At 30.2% G+C, this 19,382-nt stretch carries 10 protein-coding genes; all 10 read right to left on the reverse strand.

What is annotated here, in order from left to right:
• Positions 1-2: 2 nt before the first annotated feature.
• The 10 genes from BVC87_RS09000 to BVC87_RS09050 all read right to left on the reverse strand — a co-directional run bounded on the left by BVC87_RS09000 (position 3) and on the right by BVC87_RS09050 (position 18,948).
• On the reverse strand, positions 3-2,084 hold the full coding sequence (locus BVC87_RS09000; RefSeq protein WP_075342031.1) for a fibronectin type III domain-containing protein: 2,082 nt from the start codon (positions 2,082-2,084) through the stop codon (positions 3-5).
• 12 nt (positions 2,085-2,096) lie between these two features.
• Positions 2,097-6,833: a hypothetical protein gene (locus BVC87_RS09005; RefSeq protein ID WP_075342032.1), complete on the reverse strand. Its 4,737-nt coding sequence runs from the start codon at positions 6,831-6,833 to the stop codon at positions 2,097-2,099.
• A 776-nt stretch (positions 6,834-7,609) separates the two neighbouring features.
• A complete protein-coding gene (locus BVC87_RS09010; protein ID WP_075342033.1) occupies positions 7,610-8,044 on the reverse strand; it encodes a hypothetical protein in 435 nt (144 codons plus the stop codon).
• Complete coding sequence (locus BVC87_RS09015) at positions 8,041-8,376, reverse strand: hypothetical protein (RefSeq protein ID WP_075342034.1); 336 nt, start codon at positions 8,374-8,376, stop codon at positions 8,041-8,043. The genes BVC87_RS09010 and BVC87_RS09015 overlap by 4 nt, the downstream gene beginning before the upstream one ends.
• A gap of 41 nt (positions 8,377-8,417) precedes the next feature.
• Positions 8,418-8,753, reverse strand: a complete 336-nt coding sequence (locus BVC87_RS09020) for a toxin-antitoxin system YwqK family antitoxin (protein WP_075342035.1) — start codon at positions 8,751-8,753, stop codon at positions 8,418-8,420.
• A gap of 431 nt (positions 8,754-9,184) precedes the next feature.
• Positions 9,185-9,745, reverse strand: a complete 561-nt coding sequence (locus tag BVC87_RS09025) for a hypothetical protein (RefSeq protein ID WP_075342036.1) — start codon at positions 9,743-9,745, stop codon at positions 9,185-9,187.
• 2 nt (positions 9,746-9,747) lie between these two features.
• Positions 9,748-13,926, reverse strand: a complete 4,179-nt coding sequence (locus tag BVC87_RS09030; protein ID WP_075342037.1) for a DUF6443 domain-containing protein — start codon at positions 13,924-13,926, stop codon at positions 9,748-9,750.
• 5 nt (positions 13,927-13,931) lie between these two features.
• Complete coding sequence (locus BVC87_RS09035) at positions 13,932-17,357, reverse strand: hypothetical protein (RefSeq protein WP_075342038.1); 3,426 nt, start codon at positions 17,355-17,357, stop codon at positions 13,932-13,934.
• A 426-nt stretch (positions 17,358-17,783) separates the two neighbouring features.
• Positions 17,784-18,401, reverse strand: coding sequence for a thioredoxin family protein (locus BVC87_RS09045; protein ID WP_075342040.1), 618 nt, complete (start codon positions 18,399-18,401; stop codon positions 17,784-17,786).
• Between the two features lie 10 nt (positions 18,402-18,411).
• The gene (locus BVC87_RS09050) at positions 18,412-18,948 is read right to left on the reverse strand and encodes a TlpA family protein disulfide reductase (protein ID WP_075342041.1); all 537 of its coding nucleotides are present in this window, start codon (positions 18,946-18,948) and stop codon (positions 18,412-18,414) included.
• Positions 18,949-19,382 lie beyond the last annotated feature (434 nt).

Below are 19,382 nucleotides of genomic sequence, written 5' to 3' on the forward strand. Positions count from 1 at the left end.
TTTTAATAATTTACTTCTACTTTTTTAACTTTAGTATACGAGGCATCTGTTAAAGATGCTCTGATATGATATATGTAAGTTTGATTCGGACTTACTTCTGTGTCTATTATTTTTTTGATTTTTCCGGGTATCACCTTCCAAGTACTTAGTGACTTTCCTTTTAATTGTTTGTAAATAGTGTATTCTGCTACTTTTCCTTCATCTGCACGCCAAAACAATTCTATTTGATGTGTTTGCCTATTCACTGAATAATCAAATCCTTTGATGGATGTATCTACATCAAAAGACAATGCTTTTATAGTTAAAGGTGAAGATGGTTTTGAAGATAAGTTTGCTTTATCTATCGCCTTAATTTTGTAGCGATACACATTATTATTCAACAACTTTGTATCGGTAAAACGCTGAATAGTATCTTGAGTAGTTAGAATGGTTTCCCAATCTGTTTGTTGAGTACTATTTTTTCTTAAAAGTATATGTTTAACGTCTTGTTCAGGTGAACGTATCCATTCTAAAATAATTTTCCCTTTCTCTACTTTATAATCTGTAAATACAGGAGAAATAGGTGGTATTAGATCAGGTTTTTCTAGTACTAATACTTCAGATTTATCAGAATGATTATGCCTTTTATCTACAGCCACTATCTGATAAAATACTTTTGAATTTAAATTCTTCACTTCCACTGTATCTATAAATTCATTTTGTGGAATTGGTGAAATCGTAACCTGAGACGGTTCTTCTTCTTTTGTAAAACCTCTAAATACTCTATATCCTAATAGGTCTTTTTCTAGATTAGGTTTCCAATTTATTGTTACAATACCTAACGTATCTATTTTTCCTATTAGCTCTATAGGTTGTTTTGGCGGTGTATTATCTGCTAGTTGTACCAAAGAAGAAAATGATGTTTTTTGTTGCTTTGGATCTTTACCGACAGCTATAATTTTAATATAGTTTGATGCTTGTAAATTATTTAACGTGTAACTTCTTTGTGTTGGTGCTACGTTATCAGCTACAACAACATAATTCCCTCCATCTTTGTCTGCACTAATAATCTGAAACTTTTCTAGTAAAGTTTCTCCCTTACTTGGAAAATCCCAAAAAACAACAGCCTCATCTGCCTTATCAGTTAATCTTGTGTCTGTAATTCTAGGGGTAAAGGGTAAAATTGGTTTTCCTTTACCTGAAACAGTTTTACTATACTGACTTTTTTCTCCAAAGGAAGAAATTCCTTGTAGTCGATAATAATAGGTTTTGTTATTAGTAGCCAAGGTATCTATAAAGAACATGCGCTTAGCAGGCACATTAGGTTTGTCATTAAGATTTACCAACGGTTCTTTACTTAATGAACTAAAGTTTACACCATCTTCCGAACGTTCTAAATGATATGAGGTGTATATACTTTTCAGTAATTGATACTCCCAAGTTAGCGTCACACTCTTGTCTCCAAAGATTCCTCTAAAATCTACAGGACTTGGTAAAGGTTCATACTTTTGAATTGAAGCAATTACTGAATTTCCTTTGATGTTCTTTTTTTCAGCAGGCAGATTTGCTTGTATTCTATACACATAAGTTTCATTTGTTTTTACTTGTCTATCTACATAACCCCAACCTGCTTTTTGAGCAGCTTCAAAATTTGTTTCAGCTGCTAATAATGAAAATGAAAAACGTTGTTCTACTTCATTAGCTAAGTTGTAAATGTCTGCTAATTGGGTACTATTTCCTCCATCTACAAAAAAGCCATCTCCAAATAATGCTTGTGCTATAACCGCTGCATTATCATTTTTCTCTACCAGTTCTTGCCAATCTTCTAATGGGGCTGCTTTTATTGGTTTTTCCCATACTTTTTCTAAATCCAGTAAGCGTTTCCCATTTCTAGACAACACATATTTTTGTAAAATAAATCCTGAGGCATTTGTTTTTTTCCATGCGCTTGCTGTAGTTGCTCCCCATCGTAATAAGATTTTATCTTTTTGCGCTCTGGATACTATTTTTACCTCAGCTTGTCTCACTTGAGCTTCAACTTTAACTATCCAAAATAGGAATAGTAGTATACTTAGGTATTTTATATGTGTACTAAATATTTTCATTTACTAATTTTCTTAGTATCTAAATTTATTTGGGTTCTTAAATTTGTATATGGCTTCGGTTCCTTTTCTTTCTCCTGGAAGCATGTAACGAAGTTTTGTTTTGTAAAATCCATAGCGCATAAACAAATAGTCTTCATCTAAAAAATTCAACACCGCATCTCCTTTTGCTATTTCGCCATCTAATAATGCATTTACCAATTGAGAATGCATATCTGTCCAATCCGACTTGTATACCAAACCTAAATTATATCTGAAAGGAAATGTAGTTTCCAACATGTTATGATCTACATCATATTCTAAATTCTGTAAATAACCTTCTATAATTGGTAAGGCATATTTTGGAGGTGCTCCCAATTTGTTTTCATCTCTGTTTTTGATGGTATATCCGTTCATTGGATATTTAGCGTATAATGGTGGATTGATATCTTTTCTGAAATAATCGTCCTCTAAAGTAGATTCTATCGTAACTAAAGGTTTATTATTAGTATAACTAGAACCTAATAAGTCTGTAAGATCAAAAGGCTCGTGTTTTTTAATTGTATTGCCTAAATAAATAACATCGGAATAGATAACACCCCATCTGTAATCTTCAGTTTGAATTGCATTTATTTTTTGCTTAAATGTTTTATAACCTGATGTTGCAAAACCATAAGCCAGCCTTTCAATCACACCTTCTTTAGATAATTCTTCAGATTTTTTTTGTTGAATACTAACTGTATTTCCATCTGCATTATCTCCTATGTCTACGTTTTTATAAGTATTCTTATTTTGAGTTTTTACATTGCCTGTTTTAGACTCACTTACAACACTAATAGTATAGCTTGATGATTGTGATAAATTTGGCAGGTTATAAGTGATGATATTATCATTTGTATTATAGGAGAATTCAACTCTTTTAGCTTCTTGTTTTTCCTCTTTACTGTAGGTTAAAAAACTCTTCCATTGACTGTTATCAAATAAGTAGTCTTGTCCTCTTCGTAGTTGAATATACCCTTTGTTATACTCATTTTCTAAGAAGTATTTCTGCTCTAATACGGGATATGCATAGGTTATATTATGTAATGGAATATTATCTGGTGCGCCCCCCGTAACAAATGTTCTTTCCTCAACTTCTTTTGCGGGCGTTCCGTCTATTTCTATAGTTCTAAATACTCCTTTAATTTTTTCTTTAAAGCTTACTTCAACTTTTACATTCATTTCTTCATAAGGAGGTAAAATATCTTTAGATACAAAATTGGCTCTGTCTTTATATTTAGACCACTCAACAGCTCCTTCAATTTCTTTTCCTTTATGAAAGACTTGAAATTTTTCTAAAATGATTTTATAGGTTTTATCTCCATCATCTTCAGGAATTATAATCGGTTCCCCTACTTTCATACTAAATGTAGCTTGAGGAATTGCGAATACATCCACATCTTTGGTATTATTTGCTGGAGTTACATCTGTAATTATTTTTAAACCTCCTAATGGTGAAGCATCTTCAAAAACACATTCCTTTCCTAAGGTTAACTTAAATCGGAAATTTCCTTTGACTAATCCGCCTAATAAATCAAACTCTCCTGCTAAATAGCCTCGCATCCAAATAGGGTTTGGTGCTTTAGTTTGCAATAGCACAGCTGCCCCTCCTCTAATAATTGGGATCTTTTTCTTAATGAAAAATAGTTTGATTCGAATTCCTAATTCTCCTTGTAAATAGGCATAAGCTTGACCATTGGCATACCAACCATTAATTCCTACCTGATCTCCTGTATTTACACATTTTGCTTCTTTATAATCTCTCAACATCAAATCAAAACCAGCTCCTGCTTTGAATCTTGCATAAAAAATAAGGAATCGTAAATCTCCTGTATCTATTGAAATATTAGTTCCAAAGGCAAACCCTCCTCCACTTTTCAATGCGTTTTCATCTCGCATATAGTCTAACTCGTTTGGATCTACTCTTAAAATATTTGCTACTTCTACTGGTGGTGGTGGAGAACCTGGCAATTTAGAACCTGTCATAAAATATCCTCCTGTTTCTATACTGATAGAACCAATTCCCATTCGTAATCCTAAGCGATCTTCTGGTGTACCTACATAGATGTACCAATCTTTTGAAGAAAAATGCAATACAGCCCAACCTGCTCTACCATATTCTCCGATTCCTCTTAAAAAGCCTCCTGCAACATTTACATAAGCGTCTAGCTCTCCATGTAAAACATCGTTTTGAAAATCGTAGGTAATAGAGGCCTTAGCACTCATTGCCATTTGGTTGGGAGGTGTTTGTGGAAATTCTCCAGAAGCTTTATCTAACAAATTTCTTCCCACATAAGAATTTCCTATGTTTTCTTTAGTAGCGCCTAAAAATTTGTTTTTTACATCTGTATTCTCTTTTAGTTTGGTCATTAAACCACTAATCTTATCCATTCCGGGAATTCCTACTGCTAAAAATGTGGCTTGTCCGTAATATCCTAAGAAATTGATTCCTCCGCTTCTGTTAAAAATGATTTCAAATCCTGCTCCTCCTTTTAATACTTCTCTTTTTACTACATTAAACATCACCATGGCTTTCACTCCAAGGCCAATATTACGATCTGGTGTGTATCCAAGTCCTGAGGGAGAAAAGGAAGAACTAAAATCTTTTCGTCTCATTTTATAGGAAGCTCCTCCTGCAAATCCTTCTAAATTTAAAATTCCTGTTCCTGTTCCAGGAGGTAGATTATCTACCAAAACATCGAACTGCCAGTATCTAAATTCTTTTTTACCAAAAATTCCTTTGGCTCCCACTCGTATGCCATTTCCTGATTTAAACTGTGCTTCTAAACTTGCGGCAAATCCATTTCCATATTCTGGATGATTATCCATTACTAACAGACTCCCTTTCATTGAAAAACCACCCAAATCAGCTTCTAAGGCAATCGCTTCCAAAGCTACTCCTCTAAATTTCCATTTTTGTCTGTTATTTTTTTCTTCAAAATACCCAATGACAGCTAAACTGGATTGTGCAGCGAACCCATTATTTTCCCCCATTAAATTGATACCCAAATCAAAATATAAATTCGCTTCTGTTGTATTGGCTGTAATTCCTATTCTTGAAATGGATACTGGAAAATTTCCTAATAAGCTTTGTCCTTGATAGCCCATGTAATCCACTGAAAATACAGGTGATTCTGTTTGTAGTACTAAATTTTGAAATACAACTCCATTGAACTCTACAAATCGTTTTTTAAGTGAGTTTTCGTTACCATCATCATTTGCATTTTCACTTTTGTTGGCACTTATACTTAAATTTCCATGTAAAACAGCTTTGGGTCTAAATTCAGAATCTTTTACTTTTAATGTGATTGCACTGTTGGGTAATAATTTCCCTTTGGCTTTCCATAGATTGAAATCTACTGTAGATGTATTACTTACCGTTAATGCATATTCATCTTCAGAAATCAGTCCTTGATAACGCAGTCCTAATTTTTCTTCTTTTTTCGAAATTGGTAATAAAATTTTACCGTCAAAAGCTACTTTAGTCAATTGATTTTTTGCTAGCGAAACTTCAATTTTATCTAAAGAATATGCCCAAGCTCTTTTTTTATTGGTTCGTCCTTCATCAATAGAAAATACATTCTCAGCATAAAAATTCCCCGAAATTCCATAGTTATCTACCAATAAATGGTGCGCTCCAAAAGCTACTCGTTTTTGTTGCGATATGCTTTCTTGAGTTTTAAACTCTTTAGGTAGTTTTACTTCTAGTGTATTTACATACACGCCTCTCCAAGCTTGCTCATTAGGGAATAGCAAATCGTTTTCATAATAATGCTTTGGAAATACCATGTCTGGTATATTATGCAGATCACTAAAATCTAATACGGCTTGATTTACATAGAACTGGAAATTCCCATCGTAATTTTTTTTATTTCTTTTTTTGGCTAATACAAAGGGTTGTAAATCGATATTGATTAATAAATCGTTCCAATCTTTTGCCATAGTTGTAAAAGCTCCTTTTACTCTATAAGGTACTTGTACTGATTGCACTCCATTTTCTGTAGCTATTTGTTTGGTAACAAAAGTTTTATTTTCATTTACTTTTCCATTACTCTCTAATGGAATTAAAAGTTCTCTAGAAAATTCTACTTCTCCTGCTACACTGAACCCCTTTACTCCATCACAAGTAATGGTTACATAACTTTTGTTATTGATATTGCCATTGGTATAATCAAAACCTCCTTTTAAGGTTAACATCCATTTTCCTGCATTAATTGGAATATGTATATCTCCCATCAACACCAGATTCGCTTCTCCAATGATACCTCCGTAATGTGATAACTTCACGTTATTTGCGCCAAAAAATAGTTCTATTGGTAATCCGTTTTCATTAGTTTGCGGTAATTTTAAACGAGCAAATACAGTGAGTTCTGTATAGTCTTGATAAATTCTTGCTTGGGTTATACCAATAGCATATTGGGTATTTTCTCTTGTATATTTTACTCCTACAGGTAATTCTTGAATATCTTCATTTGAAAAAGTATCTACCCAAGAATTTCTTTCTTCTATGAGTTTAAATGAATTGGATGCTAAACTTCTTTCGTTAATAGTTGCTGTACTTGTGGGATACCAATTAGCTATATTATCCCATGAAAAATTTTGCGTTGCTACCGTTACCTTTTTTTGAGGTTCTGTAGCACTTTCACTATTGATAACATCCTTAGGTGTTATTGTTGTTCCATGACTTATTACATAGTACAACAAATAAAAAATGAGTAATATTCTTTTTCTCATAAACTTTACTGTTTAAAGAAATAGTAATACCTAATGTGTTGTTTTTAAGGTAGAATTAGATTTTTTGGCTATTCTTTAATTCAAGTCCAAAACTCTTATTTATAAGAGAAAGAAACTACCCCATTTTCAGTGATTTTTAATATTTGGAAGGTTTAGCGCTACTGATTTTTAGTTTTCTATGTGAAGTTTTGATCAATGATCAGTGAACATTTATCGGTTATCAATTGATGGTTTTAAGTGTAATTGGTAGGTCTGGTTTAACTTACCTTTTCATTAGAATGATATGGTATAGTATGGTAGCAGTTTATTTTATTTAAATGATAAAAACCACGTTATAACAAATATGTATAACATGGTTTTTTTTATATTTTATTATTAATTTCAAGCTCATTGATCACACGAAAGGGTTCGTGCGGTAGTGGGGACTCTTACTTTTTATTATATAGTCCGTAAACGTAAAATATATTAAAAATCAAGACTAGTATAGAAAGATTTATTTGTTCATTACTAATACAAATAGGGCAAAAATCATCATTTATACACTTTTCACATAGCGGACCTATTGAGGCAATGATGTATAACATTAAAATGTCAATCACTATCAACCCAATTATATTTTTTAATTTGCTCATGTTTTTTTATAAAACATTTATTTTAATTTTCCGTAACATCTGCTCCTGCTACTCTTCAACCACCAATAACAATCACAAGTTTGCTAAAATCAAAAAAAACAACATATATAAATCACTATTCTTCCTCATTTATACACCCACTAGTTAAAGACTAACTGAAGTTGGAATTCTTCTCATTCTAATTAGTGAATACAAGAAATATAGAAATACAATCACACCAATAATAATCATAAATAGCATAGCTCTATTTCTACCTTTAATATCAAATTTAGATATTACCTCATCACTTGAAGTAATGTAATAAAGTGGAATATATTCTCCTGCAACTAATTTTTCATATTGACTAAAGCTTATATCTATTGTATAATTTTTATTCTTGTAATTTAACACTAAAACATGCCCTTTGTTGCTACTTTTTCCTGATGGCCTACTTGTTTCCAAAACTGAAACTATATTGTATTTGATAGGCTCATGCTCCTCTATGATAGTATCATATTTTTCCTTTTTTTGATATATGTAAAAAGAAAAGAAGAAAAAAAGTAAACTGATAAAGCTGTATGCGTATAGACATATTTTCATTTTACTATAACATCAATCTCAAAGTATTTGTTGTGCTCTTCAATTTTTAATTCAGTAGAATCTTTATTTATTATTCTTTCAAAAATTAATTGTTCTATAATTCTTCCCTTTATTCTTTTATTACCTTTTTTATGAGCAAAAAAACCAAAACGAGAATAATTAGACTCTTCTATAAAAGTATCTATTTTTTTTTCTGTTTCGGAATATTCATTCTCAATCAAAATATATAAAATACTTTCATTAGGTTTAAAATTAGAGTTATAATCAATTTTACCTATGTTCTTTCCTAAATTAAGAGTATCAGAAATTTCAATTTTAAAATAACAACTCAAATCGTTATTAATACTACCATCATTATTATAAATTCCATCATCTAAAAAATATGTTCAATTTTCTTATTTAGCTTCCCTTTTGTATCATAATATTTCCACCAACCATTTTTTTTATTAACAATTAAAATACCTTTCTCTTTAATATTACCGTTTTTGTAATAAGAATACAAAGTATCATTAATTATTCCTTCTAGAAAATTAGTTTTTGTTTTCAGTTCTCCATTCTCATAATATTCTCGATAAAAACCATTTTGTGAACTCTGATCATCAACTGTAAATTCCAATTTTAATGATCCATTCGGGTAAAACTCTTTCTTAACATTATCTTTTGAACAAGAAATGATTAATATTAATAGAGATAACAATATTTTTTTCATAATTCAATTAGTTATTAAACCAATTTATAGCAGATCTTCTTTGTTGCGCTGCATTATTTCTCGTAGAATCTGTTTTTTTCTTATTTGCTTCCGATCACTGCTCATGCACGAATCACTTCGTGTTGTAATTCTTTAACCTAATATTTTAAGTATAATTATATTATCTAGTAATCTTTTTTCTCCAGCGTAATGTATAATATATAACACTACTTTACAGTCTTTACCCATAGCTGAATAATTTCAACAGTATAAAAGTACTATTAGTTTATTTTAAAGCAAGAATTAATAACTAAAAAACCATATTATAGTAAAGCAATACATATAATATGGTTTGGCATTTTGTTATTATCTAAACTTTCATTAACCACACGAAAGGATTCCTGTGAGAGCGTGGATTGATTATATTATTTAAGAATTAGTTTTAATAAATCCTATTTCTTTTCTATACATTTAGAAAAATTATCACCAAAGGATGAAGCTAAAATTTTTAAGTCATTAGGTACTACTTTCCACTTATAATCTTTATCTAAAACTAACATAAAACTTTGAATTTGATTTACTTTTAAAATTTTCGTATCAGAATTAAAACTTACATTCTCCTTACCATAATTTTTATAATTCAATTTTAAAGCTGTTGAATCTAAATAAGGTGTCTTTGTTGTTTTTGTAACTTTGTAATTCACATCATAAAACCTATAGGATTCACATTTACCCTCATCATTAACTTTTAGCTCACTAATTTCGCTAACAAAAACAGGAAATTCATCTTTTTCCTCGTAAATACTTTTATAATCTTCCCTTATTTTCTTGTCTCCAAGGTCTTTTAATACTTTAATAGGAACATTATTCATCAAACACTCTATATCTCCTTCAAAACTAGCCCTATACCTTTCATTAATTTTCTTTTCAATTTGGATAAGGTTTAATTTCTGAGAACATGAAAAAAAACTAAAGAAAATCAATCCTAAAGCTAATGATCTTATTTTCAACATAACTATTTCTTATATCTGTGTAACGAAATATTGATTAATGTACTATAATCTAATAGAGGTTTAACTCTAGAATTAAAAGCATTAAAAGCTTTTCTTTTAAATTCATGATTTTTTGTACCATCTCCAACAGGTGGTGACTTGAAGAGCTGCTCTATAAGAGGTACCGTTTTAGAACCCAAACCAGCAAGCTTTTCTAACTTACCTGTAGCAAAGTCTTTTACTTTACCTTTTACTTGATCAAAAATAAATTTATCTAATTTTGACCCAACTCTATTGGATGAATTTCCTCCCATGAATATAGACTTTAATGTTTTTTTAGTTAAATCTTCGTATATGAAATCTTGACTTACATATTCTACTCCTGCTTTTTCATTGATAGATTTAGAAACTTCATCTATATACTCTTCTTGTTTTCGTGAAATTTGTATGTAGTCAGAATATGTATGACCACTGGTACCAAAAAAGCTTTGTCCTAAGTTTTTATATTTATTTTTAACATCATCAGAAAGATTTGATATGTTATACACGGAAGACTTTTCAATATTACCATCTTTTTCTGCTGCAGCTCTAATAGCATTATCTCCAGTTTGATCATACCATTCAACCTTACCTGTTTCTAAGTTTTTTATCCAATCTTGAGGAGACATCCCATCAGGATCAATAAAATAAATAGGATTATCAAACGCATAATTATATGGTGAATGTTTACGCATTTCTTCTGCTAAAGGATCTAAATTCATCCAACGTCCAATACTAGCGTCGTAATTTCTAGCTTCAAAATCATACCAGTTTAATCCTTCCTCTTCATTTAATTCCTTTCCATTATATCCGAACTTTTGTGCTAACGAATTCCCTAATCCTGAAACGGCTTCATTATATCCTTTATGTTTTAAACCAAAAGGGTAATAATTTTTCTCTTCTATAATTTCTGTCCCACTTCCTGAAGTTTGTATTATACCATCTTTATTGGCGTCTGTATAAGAAAGTCTTACGTTTCCTAAGTGATCTTTGTACTCATATACATAATTGAAATTACCATTATCTTTCTTTACATAACCTTCAGGGGTTGTAAAAAACTGTAATTCAGTTTTTCTATTCCTTGAAGCTTCTTTTTTATAAATAAAATTACCGTCATAGTAAGTTACTTCTTTTTCAGACGCTCCAAAATCAAATATCTTAGCTAACTTGGTTCCTGTAGCATCATATACATAATTTACGTTTTTACCTGCTATACTAACTTTTGTTGGTAGATTTAAAAAATTATACTCAACACTTGTTATTCCTTTTCCTGAATCACTAATCAAATTTCCATTATCATCATAATTAAATATACGGCTTTCCGATCCTGATATACTTAACAATCGATTTCCTCCATCATAGTTATAGGTAAAATCGTCATGATTTCCTTGAGAAGTATGTTTATTTCTCTTTAACTTTTCAATATTTCCATTAGTATCATATTCCACATTACTAAGATTATAAGTAGCGATGTTAAAGTTAGCATTTTTCAATCTATTTAAATCATCATAATTATATGTATATGTTTTTATACCATTATCTGTATTGGATGTATTCCATGAAACTTGACTAATATTTCCATTAAATAATGGTGTCCCTGAAGATGGATTAACATATTTCATGTTAAAATTAAACAAATCGTTATCATTACTTGTATCAGAATTCATTCTTGTTAACCAACCTCTAACATTATATTTCAATTCTATATTTTGTAAGCTAGAATTTAATGATTTACCTCCAACTCTTCTATTGATAATCTCTCCTGTTCCATTGTAAGTATTTCTTACAATATATTCCCCTTGCTCTGCTATGGCAAATTTCACAGATCGATCATCTGAGGCAACAACTCTAAACCCAGGTAATAATGTAATAGCACTATTATCTTTAATTATTCTGTCTGTATTTGGGAATAGGTTTAAATTATTTGAGAATGTAGCATTGGTAGTAACTCCTTGTTCGTTTTCACAATTTACACATTGTCTATGATTCAATAATCTATTCTGATGATCAAACTCATAAGCATCTATTATAATTAGATCTTCTTCTCCTTCTTTTTTATGAGTAGTAGTAGTTTCTTCAACATCACCGGAAAATGTTAGCTTAGATTCTAATACAGTAGTTGTTTGATTGTAATCATTTTTAACATACTTAAGTATCTCTCTTGCTTTATAATCAAAATAACTCACTGTAGTTACCCACTGAACAGGATAGCTATCCAGAACTTTTACTTTCATTCCTGTTTTCAGCGACTTTGTTTTTGTGGTAATAAATTCATTATACACTCTTTTTGTTGTAGTTAATGGATTAAAGCTTCCCACTAAATCAAAGCTATAATTATCGTAATAACTTATGGTCAAAATTTCTATATTTTCACTTGGGAAGCTATCATTTGTATAATAACTATTATTATAACCAGTTCCCGTACTTACCTTAGATTCATTATTACTTACTTGAGTATCATAATGGTCTTGCATCTGACGTTGCGTAAAAGAGTCGTTATCTGTGTAAATTCCTGTATAGATTTCTCTTTCAAATATATCATACTTAACAAAACTCCATTCATTCTTTTTTCTCTGATTAATATCTTGTGTTAAAACAGGTCTATCTAATTTATCATATACTATATATTCTTTACCTTTTCCTGGTAATTGTTTTTCAACAACTCTCCCTAAATGATCATGCTTATACTGGTAACACAGTTTATCTAGTATTTCTTGAGTTAATACCTGCTGTGATGCTTTAGGTGGAATTACAAACGATAGATTTCCTAAATTATCATACACATAATAAATATCATGAGCCTTATTTTCATTATATGATCTTTTAAGAATTATGTTTCCAGACTTATCTGTAAATTCATCCATGGTTCCATTTTTTCCTTTAGATGGCACCCAATTTTCATCTTTAGTTGTTTTCTTGCGTAATGTGTTTCGTGCATAAAACACTGTATTATCTACTAAAGTTGTGTTGTAGTTAGCATCTAAAGTAACCGAAAACAACCTAACTTCATCAGTTTCATTGGTATTGTATTCATACTTAACTTCTTTTCCTCCATCTAATTTCCATGCTTTACCTGCAGCAGCTTCTTTTAATTCTCTATTTAAAGGAGAATCATCAAATTGTATTTGTGAATATGCATTTACTTCAGATACAGACATACCTGTAAAGTCATCTGCATAATTAGTTTTATAATACTCCTTAGTAAGTTGAGATACATCTGTTGCTCTAAAATTACCATGAGTACTTTCATTGGATACAAAAGGTAAATAACTTTTATCTTGTCTTCCTACATTATCATATTCAAAATGAGTTATGACATCTTTTTGATTAGGAGCGTTTCTAATAGATATTTCTTGCTTGGCTCTACCTAAGCCATCGTAATAGGTTATATTTTCTACCTTATCACTTGATGCAGCTGAATTTAATGAACTTTCAGAAAAAGCTTTTCTATATACTGCTGTGTAAACATAGTTATCATTGGTAAAACTGTTTACAACACATCCATTATTAGTTGTACTAAATTCAAAAGGACATTTATCTGAGTTGTTTAAAACTTTACCTGTTACTGGAATATTACTTGCTATTACTGTTTCTTCACAATCTCCGAAACCGTCTCCATCTTTATCCGAAAAATAATTCTTGTAATTAGGTTCCCCTGCTTGTACTATTACAAACGATAACTCTGTGAAAAAAGAACTAGTTAGATTAGCAAATGGAAAAATTTCAAAAATTCTATTTGAAGACAAACCTGTATTTTCTGAAATATTTAAAGTAATAGTTGCTTCGTAACGATCTCTATATGAATGCTCTCCTACCCTTTCAGGAACAACAGCTACACTAACTGTTGACGTAATTCCAATATTATTCTCTACATTTGGAAAGCGTAAATCCGTAGCATTTAAACAACTATTATCTTTACGAGTAATAGGTATATAATCGCCAATAAAATTATTACAAAAACTAGAAGCTGTAAATGTAAATGTTTGAGCTTCTCTACCTATTTCTATAATTCTTCCTCCCTCACTCAATCTTTCTCTACAACCTACCTCCTCAATAGGTATAGGATCATCAAGATCTATTGGAATTTCAATCTGTGAGTGTATATTAACGGATGTTATTATAAATAAGAATATAAGTATATTCCAATGTTTTCTAATATTCATAGCTTTTAATATCTTTTGTAGTTGTACTTATTTTCACTTAAAACGTTACCTCTAGAATCTAAGATCAGTTTCAATCGATTAAAGTGATCGTATTTATAAAATGAAGTTTCTCCTCTTGGATTGGTTATACTTGTAACTCCTACTAAAGGTTTATAAGTATAAGTAGTCATGAAATAATCTTTCAAAAATTCTCTAGCTTTATTTAACCTATCTAATAATAGTTCTTCATTATTTGAATTTGATAGTTCTTTTAACTTTTGAATTGATACATCAATAGATGTATTTTGAATTAAATCTCGTTCTATGCTTTCATAACTTATATCAGAACCTTTTATGACCGCTATAGGATACTGTTTCTTATACCCCCAAATAAGCACTGTTTTCTCTCCTACTTTATTTTTATACTCTAATAAATTCCCTTTAGTATCGTATCTGATATACTCTATTTGCTGAATCATATCTAGATCTTTATTAATAGTGCTTCCATTTACTGGTGCTCTATCTAAATCATAATTATACGAATGCTCTTTTCTTTCTAGTTTATATTTACTTTTCGTTAAAAACTCTGAACTACTTACTACATACTCTGTCAAATCCGCTCCTAAAAACTGATTATCTCCTTTAACAGAAACTATTTCTAATGGCATAATAATATTTCTATCTAACATCTTTTTATAAGAGTTATTATTAATTTCAAATGCCATTGGATACTTATATATAGTTTTATATGTATCTCCTTTGGAATCCTTTGTTTTTTCTTCAGTTAATAAATTACCGTGACTATATTTATTTTCTTTTTGTGTCGATATTTGCTTTAAAAAACCATCATGATAAAACTCTCTAGTAGTTTTGGTAGGTACTAAACCAATACCATAATACGTATCTATAAAAGACCAAACCCATAGAGTTGGTGCTGTTGTTGGTCCAATACTTGTTTGATATGGATTACTAAAAGCCCATCCATAACCTATTGGTCTAGAAAAAGAATTGTACTTTATACTTAATACTTTTTTTGAAGATGAGGAATTACTAATATCTCCTGTAGTTTCATATTCATAGGATTCTTTAAAAACACGATCCCCTTCTTCATTAAAGTACGTGTAATCTTTTAATGAGCCAAAGTAACGATTCCAATTGGGTTTTGGTGCAAACGGATGAGAATAACCTGTTAGATCTACTAAATTATAATGTTTTGTTACTCCGTTTAGGGTAGCGCTTCCAATAGGTAATAATGTACCAAACATACAAGGCCCTTGTTGTAGTTGTGTTCTATCTGCCAAATACCAGTTAAAAGTAGAAAAAGCAGATCGATGTCTAAATTTTTTATGATCAAAACCAGTTGGTAAACTTTCTTCATCTATGGCTCCTAATACATCAAAATGAAATTCTTTTTTCCCATTTTCCCCTTCATCTAATGTAATATGACTATACGCTATTGGGTGTTCCACATTTAAACTTAAAGGTAACTGTGATTTTGAATACCTTTTAGTAGTCATGGCAAAGTATTCATTTCTCTTATTTGTTGGTGAAAATTCTAGATTATTCCCTCCACCTGCAAAGCAATAACGCCTTTCATATCTAACAAACTCATTACCATTAGAATCAGTCCATTTAATTTCTTCCATTCTGATTTCTTGGCGTACATAATTACTATAACTTGGAGAAGTTATAGTAATAAGATCATGGTTTATAATATCATATCTAACATACCAAGGTATATGTACTGCAAACTGTGGTAAATATGATAGTCTTCCACTAGATACATTTGTATCTGGTTTCTTATATGAATAATTCAATGTTTCTATTTTATTACCATCTGAATACTCTATTTTTTGAACTCTAACCCCATTTCCTTTAATGGCTGTATCTCCACTAGTATACTCTTTATGAGTAAAATCATTAGGTTCATAATAAAAAGTTTTACTACCTCCAGTTTGATAATCTATCTTTTTTAGCATCCCCATATGAATGTAAGAACTATTAACATTCCTTTCTATTGATCCATAGGTTTCAATTTTATTTGCAGCAACATCTTTAGGTGAAAAGATATGATACTTATGCTCTTGTTTCCCTACTATAATAGTTTCATCCTCTACATATACTTTAGGAACTAAAGAAGTTGCTCCATTTTTGTTATAGTATCCCCAATAGTCTTGTTCTGTAGACTTTTTATGCGGTAATGGATAATCTTCATAATAAGTAAATTGTTGAAAAAAGCGTCCTTTTCTTCTAATATCATTTAGTTTTAAACGCTTATACTCATACTGGTCTGTGGTAGGCATACCAGGCGAATTAAAATATGAATGATTAAATTGATAATTTTCAACTTCTTCACCATACATATTTTTTACAGAAATTCTGTATAATTTAAGTCCACCTTCCAAATCTTGTCTAGCAACATTGGTGAAATCAATGGTAAATAAATCTTCAGAAGATATTGTTTTAATTTTTTTGGAAGACACTTCAAATTTAGTAACTGCACCTTGAATATTATTATCAACATCCCTTTTTGCTATTTCTTGCGTACTTAAATTTGTATCGTCACATTGTTTAGTTCCACATATTTTACCTGCAACTACATCTCTTAATTCATATTTTGTACTTTCATCATCATAATCAAAAGTAATAGTTCTATTGTCCGGTGTCAAAATAGATGTCAAATGCCATGAAGAATAGTAATCCATTTTCTTTCTATCTCTAGATCTTCTATTAAAACCTTCAAAAGCACTTCCTCCTGTGTATTCAGTTTTTGAATATTCTCTAATTGAAAACGTATAAACAATACCCTTTGTATCTGTTATTGTAAAACTAGATAACGTATTATCTGATGCTAATTCGTAACTAAACTTAAAATTATCGTTAGATATACTTACTATCTCCTTATCTTCATTAAATAAAAATTTCCCTTGAATACCAAAGAAATTAAAATAGAATATATCAGGCTGTGTATCATTTCTAGTTCTATCCTGTAAGTTTTCATTTACTTTATTTTTTATGAAATCTTTAGAGGTGTTTTCATTATATCCATTGGTAGTAATAGAACTCTCTAGACTTTTAATATCTTTTAAAAGATTATTATGTAAGATTCCCCTACCATGCAAAGAACTAATCATATCATCTGGTAAATCCACAACTGATCTGGTTATTACACCTCCAGCCGATAAATTCCATCCTGTACCTACATAGGAAGACATTTCTTCTACTTTTACTCCTGAAGAGCTGTAGAATAATTGTATTGGAAATTCATATTTTCCAACTTTTATATTCCATAAAGGAACATTTTGAGCAATCATCCCCGAACTATTTACTGAATCTTTCTCAATAGTTACTAAAGAAGCTACTGTTGGTGATGGAGGAATCCCTTCGTTTTCCTGACTATACACAACAAAACACAACACTGTAAAAGTGATACTTAACAATATTTTTCTCATAAAATACAAATGGGTTTTAGCAATTTAACAATAACAATTTTCAACTAATTTTTTGCAAATATATAAAGTCTTATTGAGCTGACAAAGAAGTGATTTATTTTTTAATTTAACGTTGATCGTTGTAACCAATGATCAATTGGGATTTATCAACTATCAATTTTTGGGTTAGAATAATTAATTCGGAAATTCAACAAATTTTATACTTCGCTTTTCATTTTTTCCTTGATGAAAAAACGAAACAAAAAAATCAAGTTTGTCTCAGGAAATTACTTCGTATCACTCAAGCTAAAAGCTACGCTTTGCAATTCCGTTTTTACTTTCCTTATTTCTTAGACAAACAACTAATTGTAAAGACTTTCATTTTGACAACAAAAAAATCCCACACAAATTGTGCGGGACTGTATATTTTAAAAATGAAGAAAATTCTTATTTTGTTTTAATAGAACATCCTATCGCTTTAGTGATCGTTTTACTAGGTGCTTTACCAGCTAATAAGTTATCTATAGCATCTTCTACATAATGCTCTTTTACGCTATTTGATGCTCTTGCATTGTCATCAATTGCTCCAATATATGATAATATAAAATCATTCCCTTTTTCTTTGTTTAAAATAAAAACATGTGGTGTTCTTGTAGCTCCAAATTTTGGATATACTTTTTGTCCATCATCAAATAAATATGGAAATGTAAATCCTTTTTCTTTTGCTCTTTCCTTCATCGATTCAAAATCATCTCCACCTGATACTGATGGATCATTTGGATTAATAGCCACTACAGGATATCCTTTTGCTTTATATTTCTTATCTAAAGCGATAATTCTATCTTCATACATTTTTGAATATGGACAGTGATTACACGTAAATACAACAACTACTCCTTTTTGATCATCATAATCTTTCAAAGAAACCATTTTACCATCAATATTTTTAAGGGTAAAGTTGTCTACCGTATCTCCTATTTTATATCCTTTACTTTCTTCTTTTACAGTAAATGCTACACTAGCGACTACAACTAATACAGCTAAAAGTGATTTAAAAGTTTTCATGAATAAGTATTTAATTTAAAAATTTGTTTAATTCTTGTGTAAGTGAACTGTAATCGAAAGATTGTTCGTAAAAACCTCTTTCATTCTTATTGTATATTAATGTAGCTGGAATTGAACCTGACCAATCTTTTGAAATTCCATTGATCCATTTATTCTGATTTGGATCATCTAACACCACAACTTCTGGCTGTAAATTTCTATTTTTGATAAAAGGAACTAATTCACTTTCAATTTGATTAGGAAAATCTAAACTAACTAAAACTACCTCTACATTTTTGTTAGCATATTCTGCATGTAATTTTTCAAAAGCAGGTAATTCTTCAACACAAGGTTTACACCAAGTTGCCCAAAAGTTAATCACATGAGTCTTGTCGTCTTGTTTTTCTAACCAAGGTAGTAATTGGTCATAGTTTACCACAGTTACCCCTGATTTGGTAGTAGGTTCATTCTTTACTACTTCTTTTACTGGATCTTTTTTAGGTTCTTGTTTACAAGCTGTAAATACAAGAATCCCAAACATTAATATGATTTTTATTGTAGATTTCATTAGTATAAAATTAACTTAAAGCTAAGGTGTAGCAAAAAGATTAACTCTTTTTAACGCTAATCGTTTTAATGATATGTTTCTTTTTTAATTCTTGTTTTGAGTTATAATTAGGGGTTATTAGCATTCCGGATAGTCATTTTTATTTTGAATAAATTTTGTAGCAATGTTGATTTTCATTGCTTGTCAAAGAAAATGAACCAACGGAACTTAATTTCTATACTTTGAAAAAGAGTTTCAAAGCTCTGCTTTGGACTACTAAAATAACATGTTATTAAACTCATTTTATTAATTACCATGCATCTTGGATAAACTTTTTTGTCAGTTCGAGTGATTTTACAAAGTGCTAACGACGTAAAATTTTATCGAGAACTAGCGAAATACTTCTCGATACAAAATTATTTTTCATTGTATTACAAATAATTTTACTCGAAGTT

This window comes from Tenacibaculum agarivorans, assembly GCF_001936575.1.
GTDB lineage: Bacteria > Bacteroidota > Bacteroidia > Flavobacteriales > Flavobacteriaceae > Polaribacter > Polaribacter agarivorans.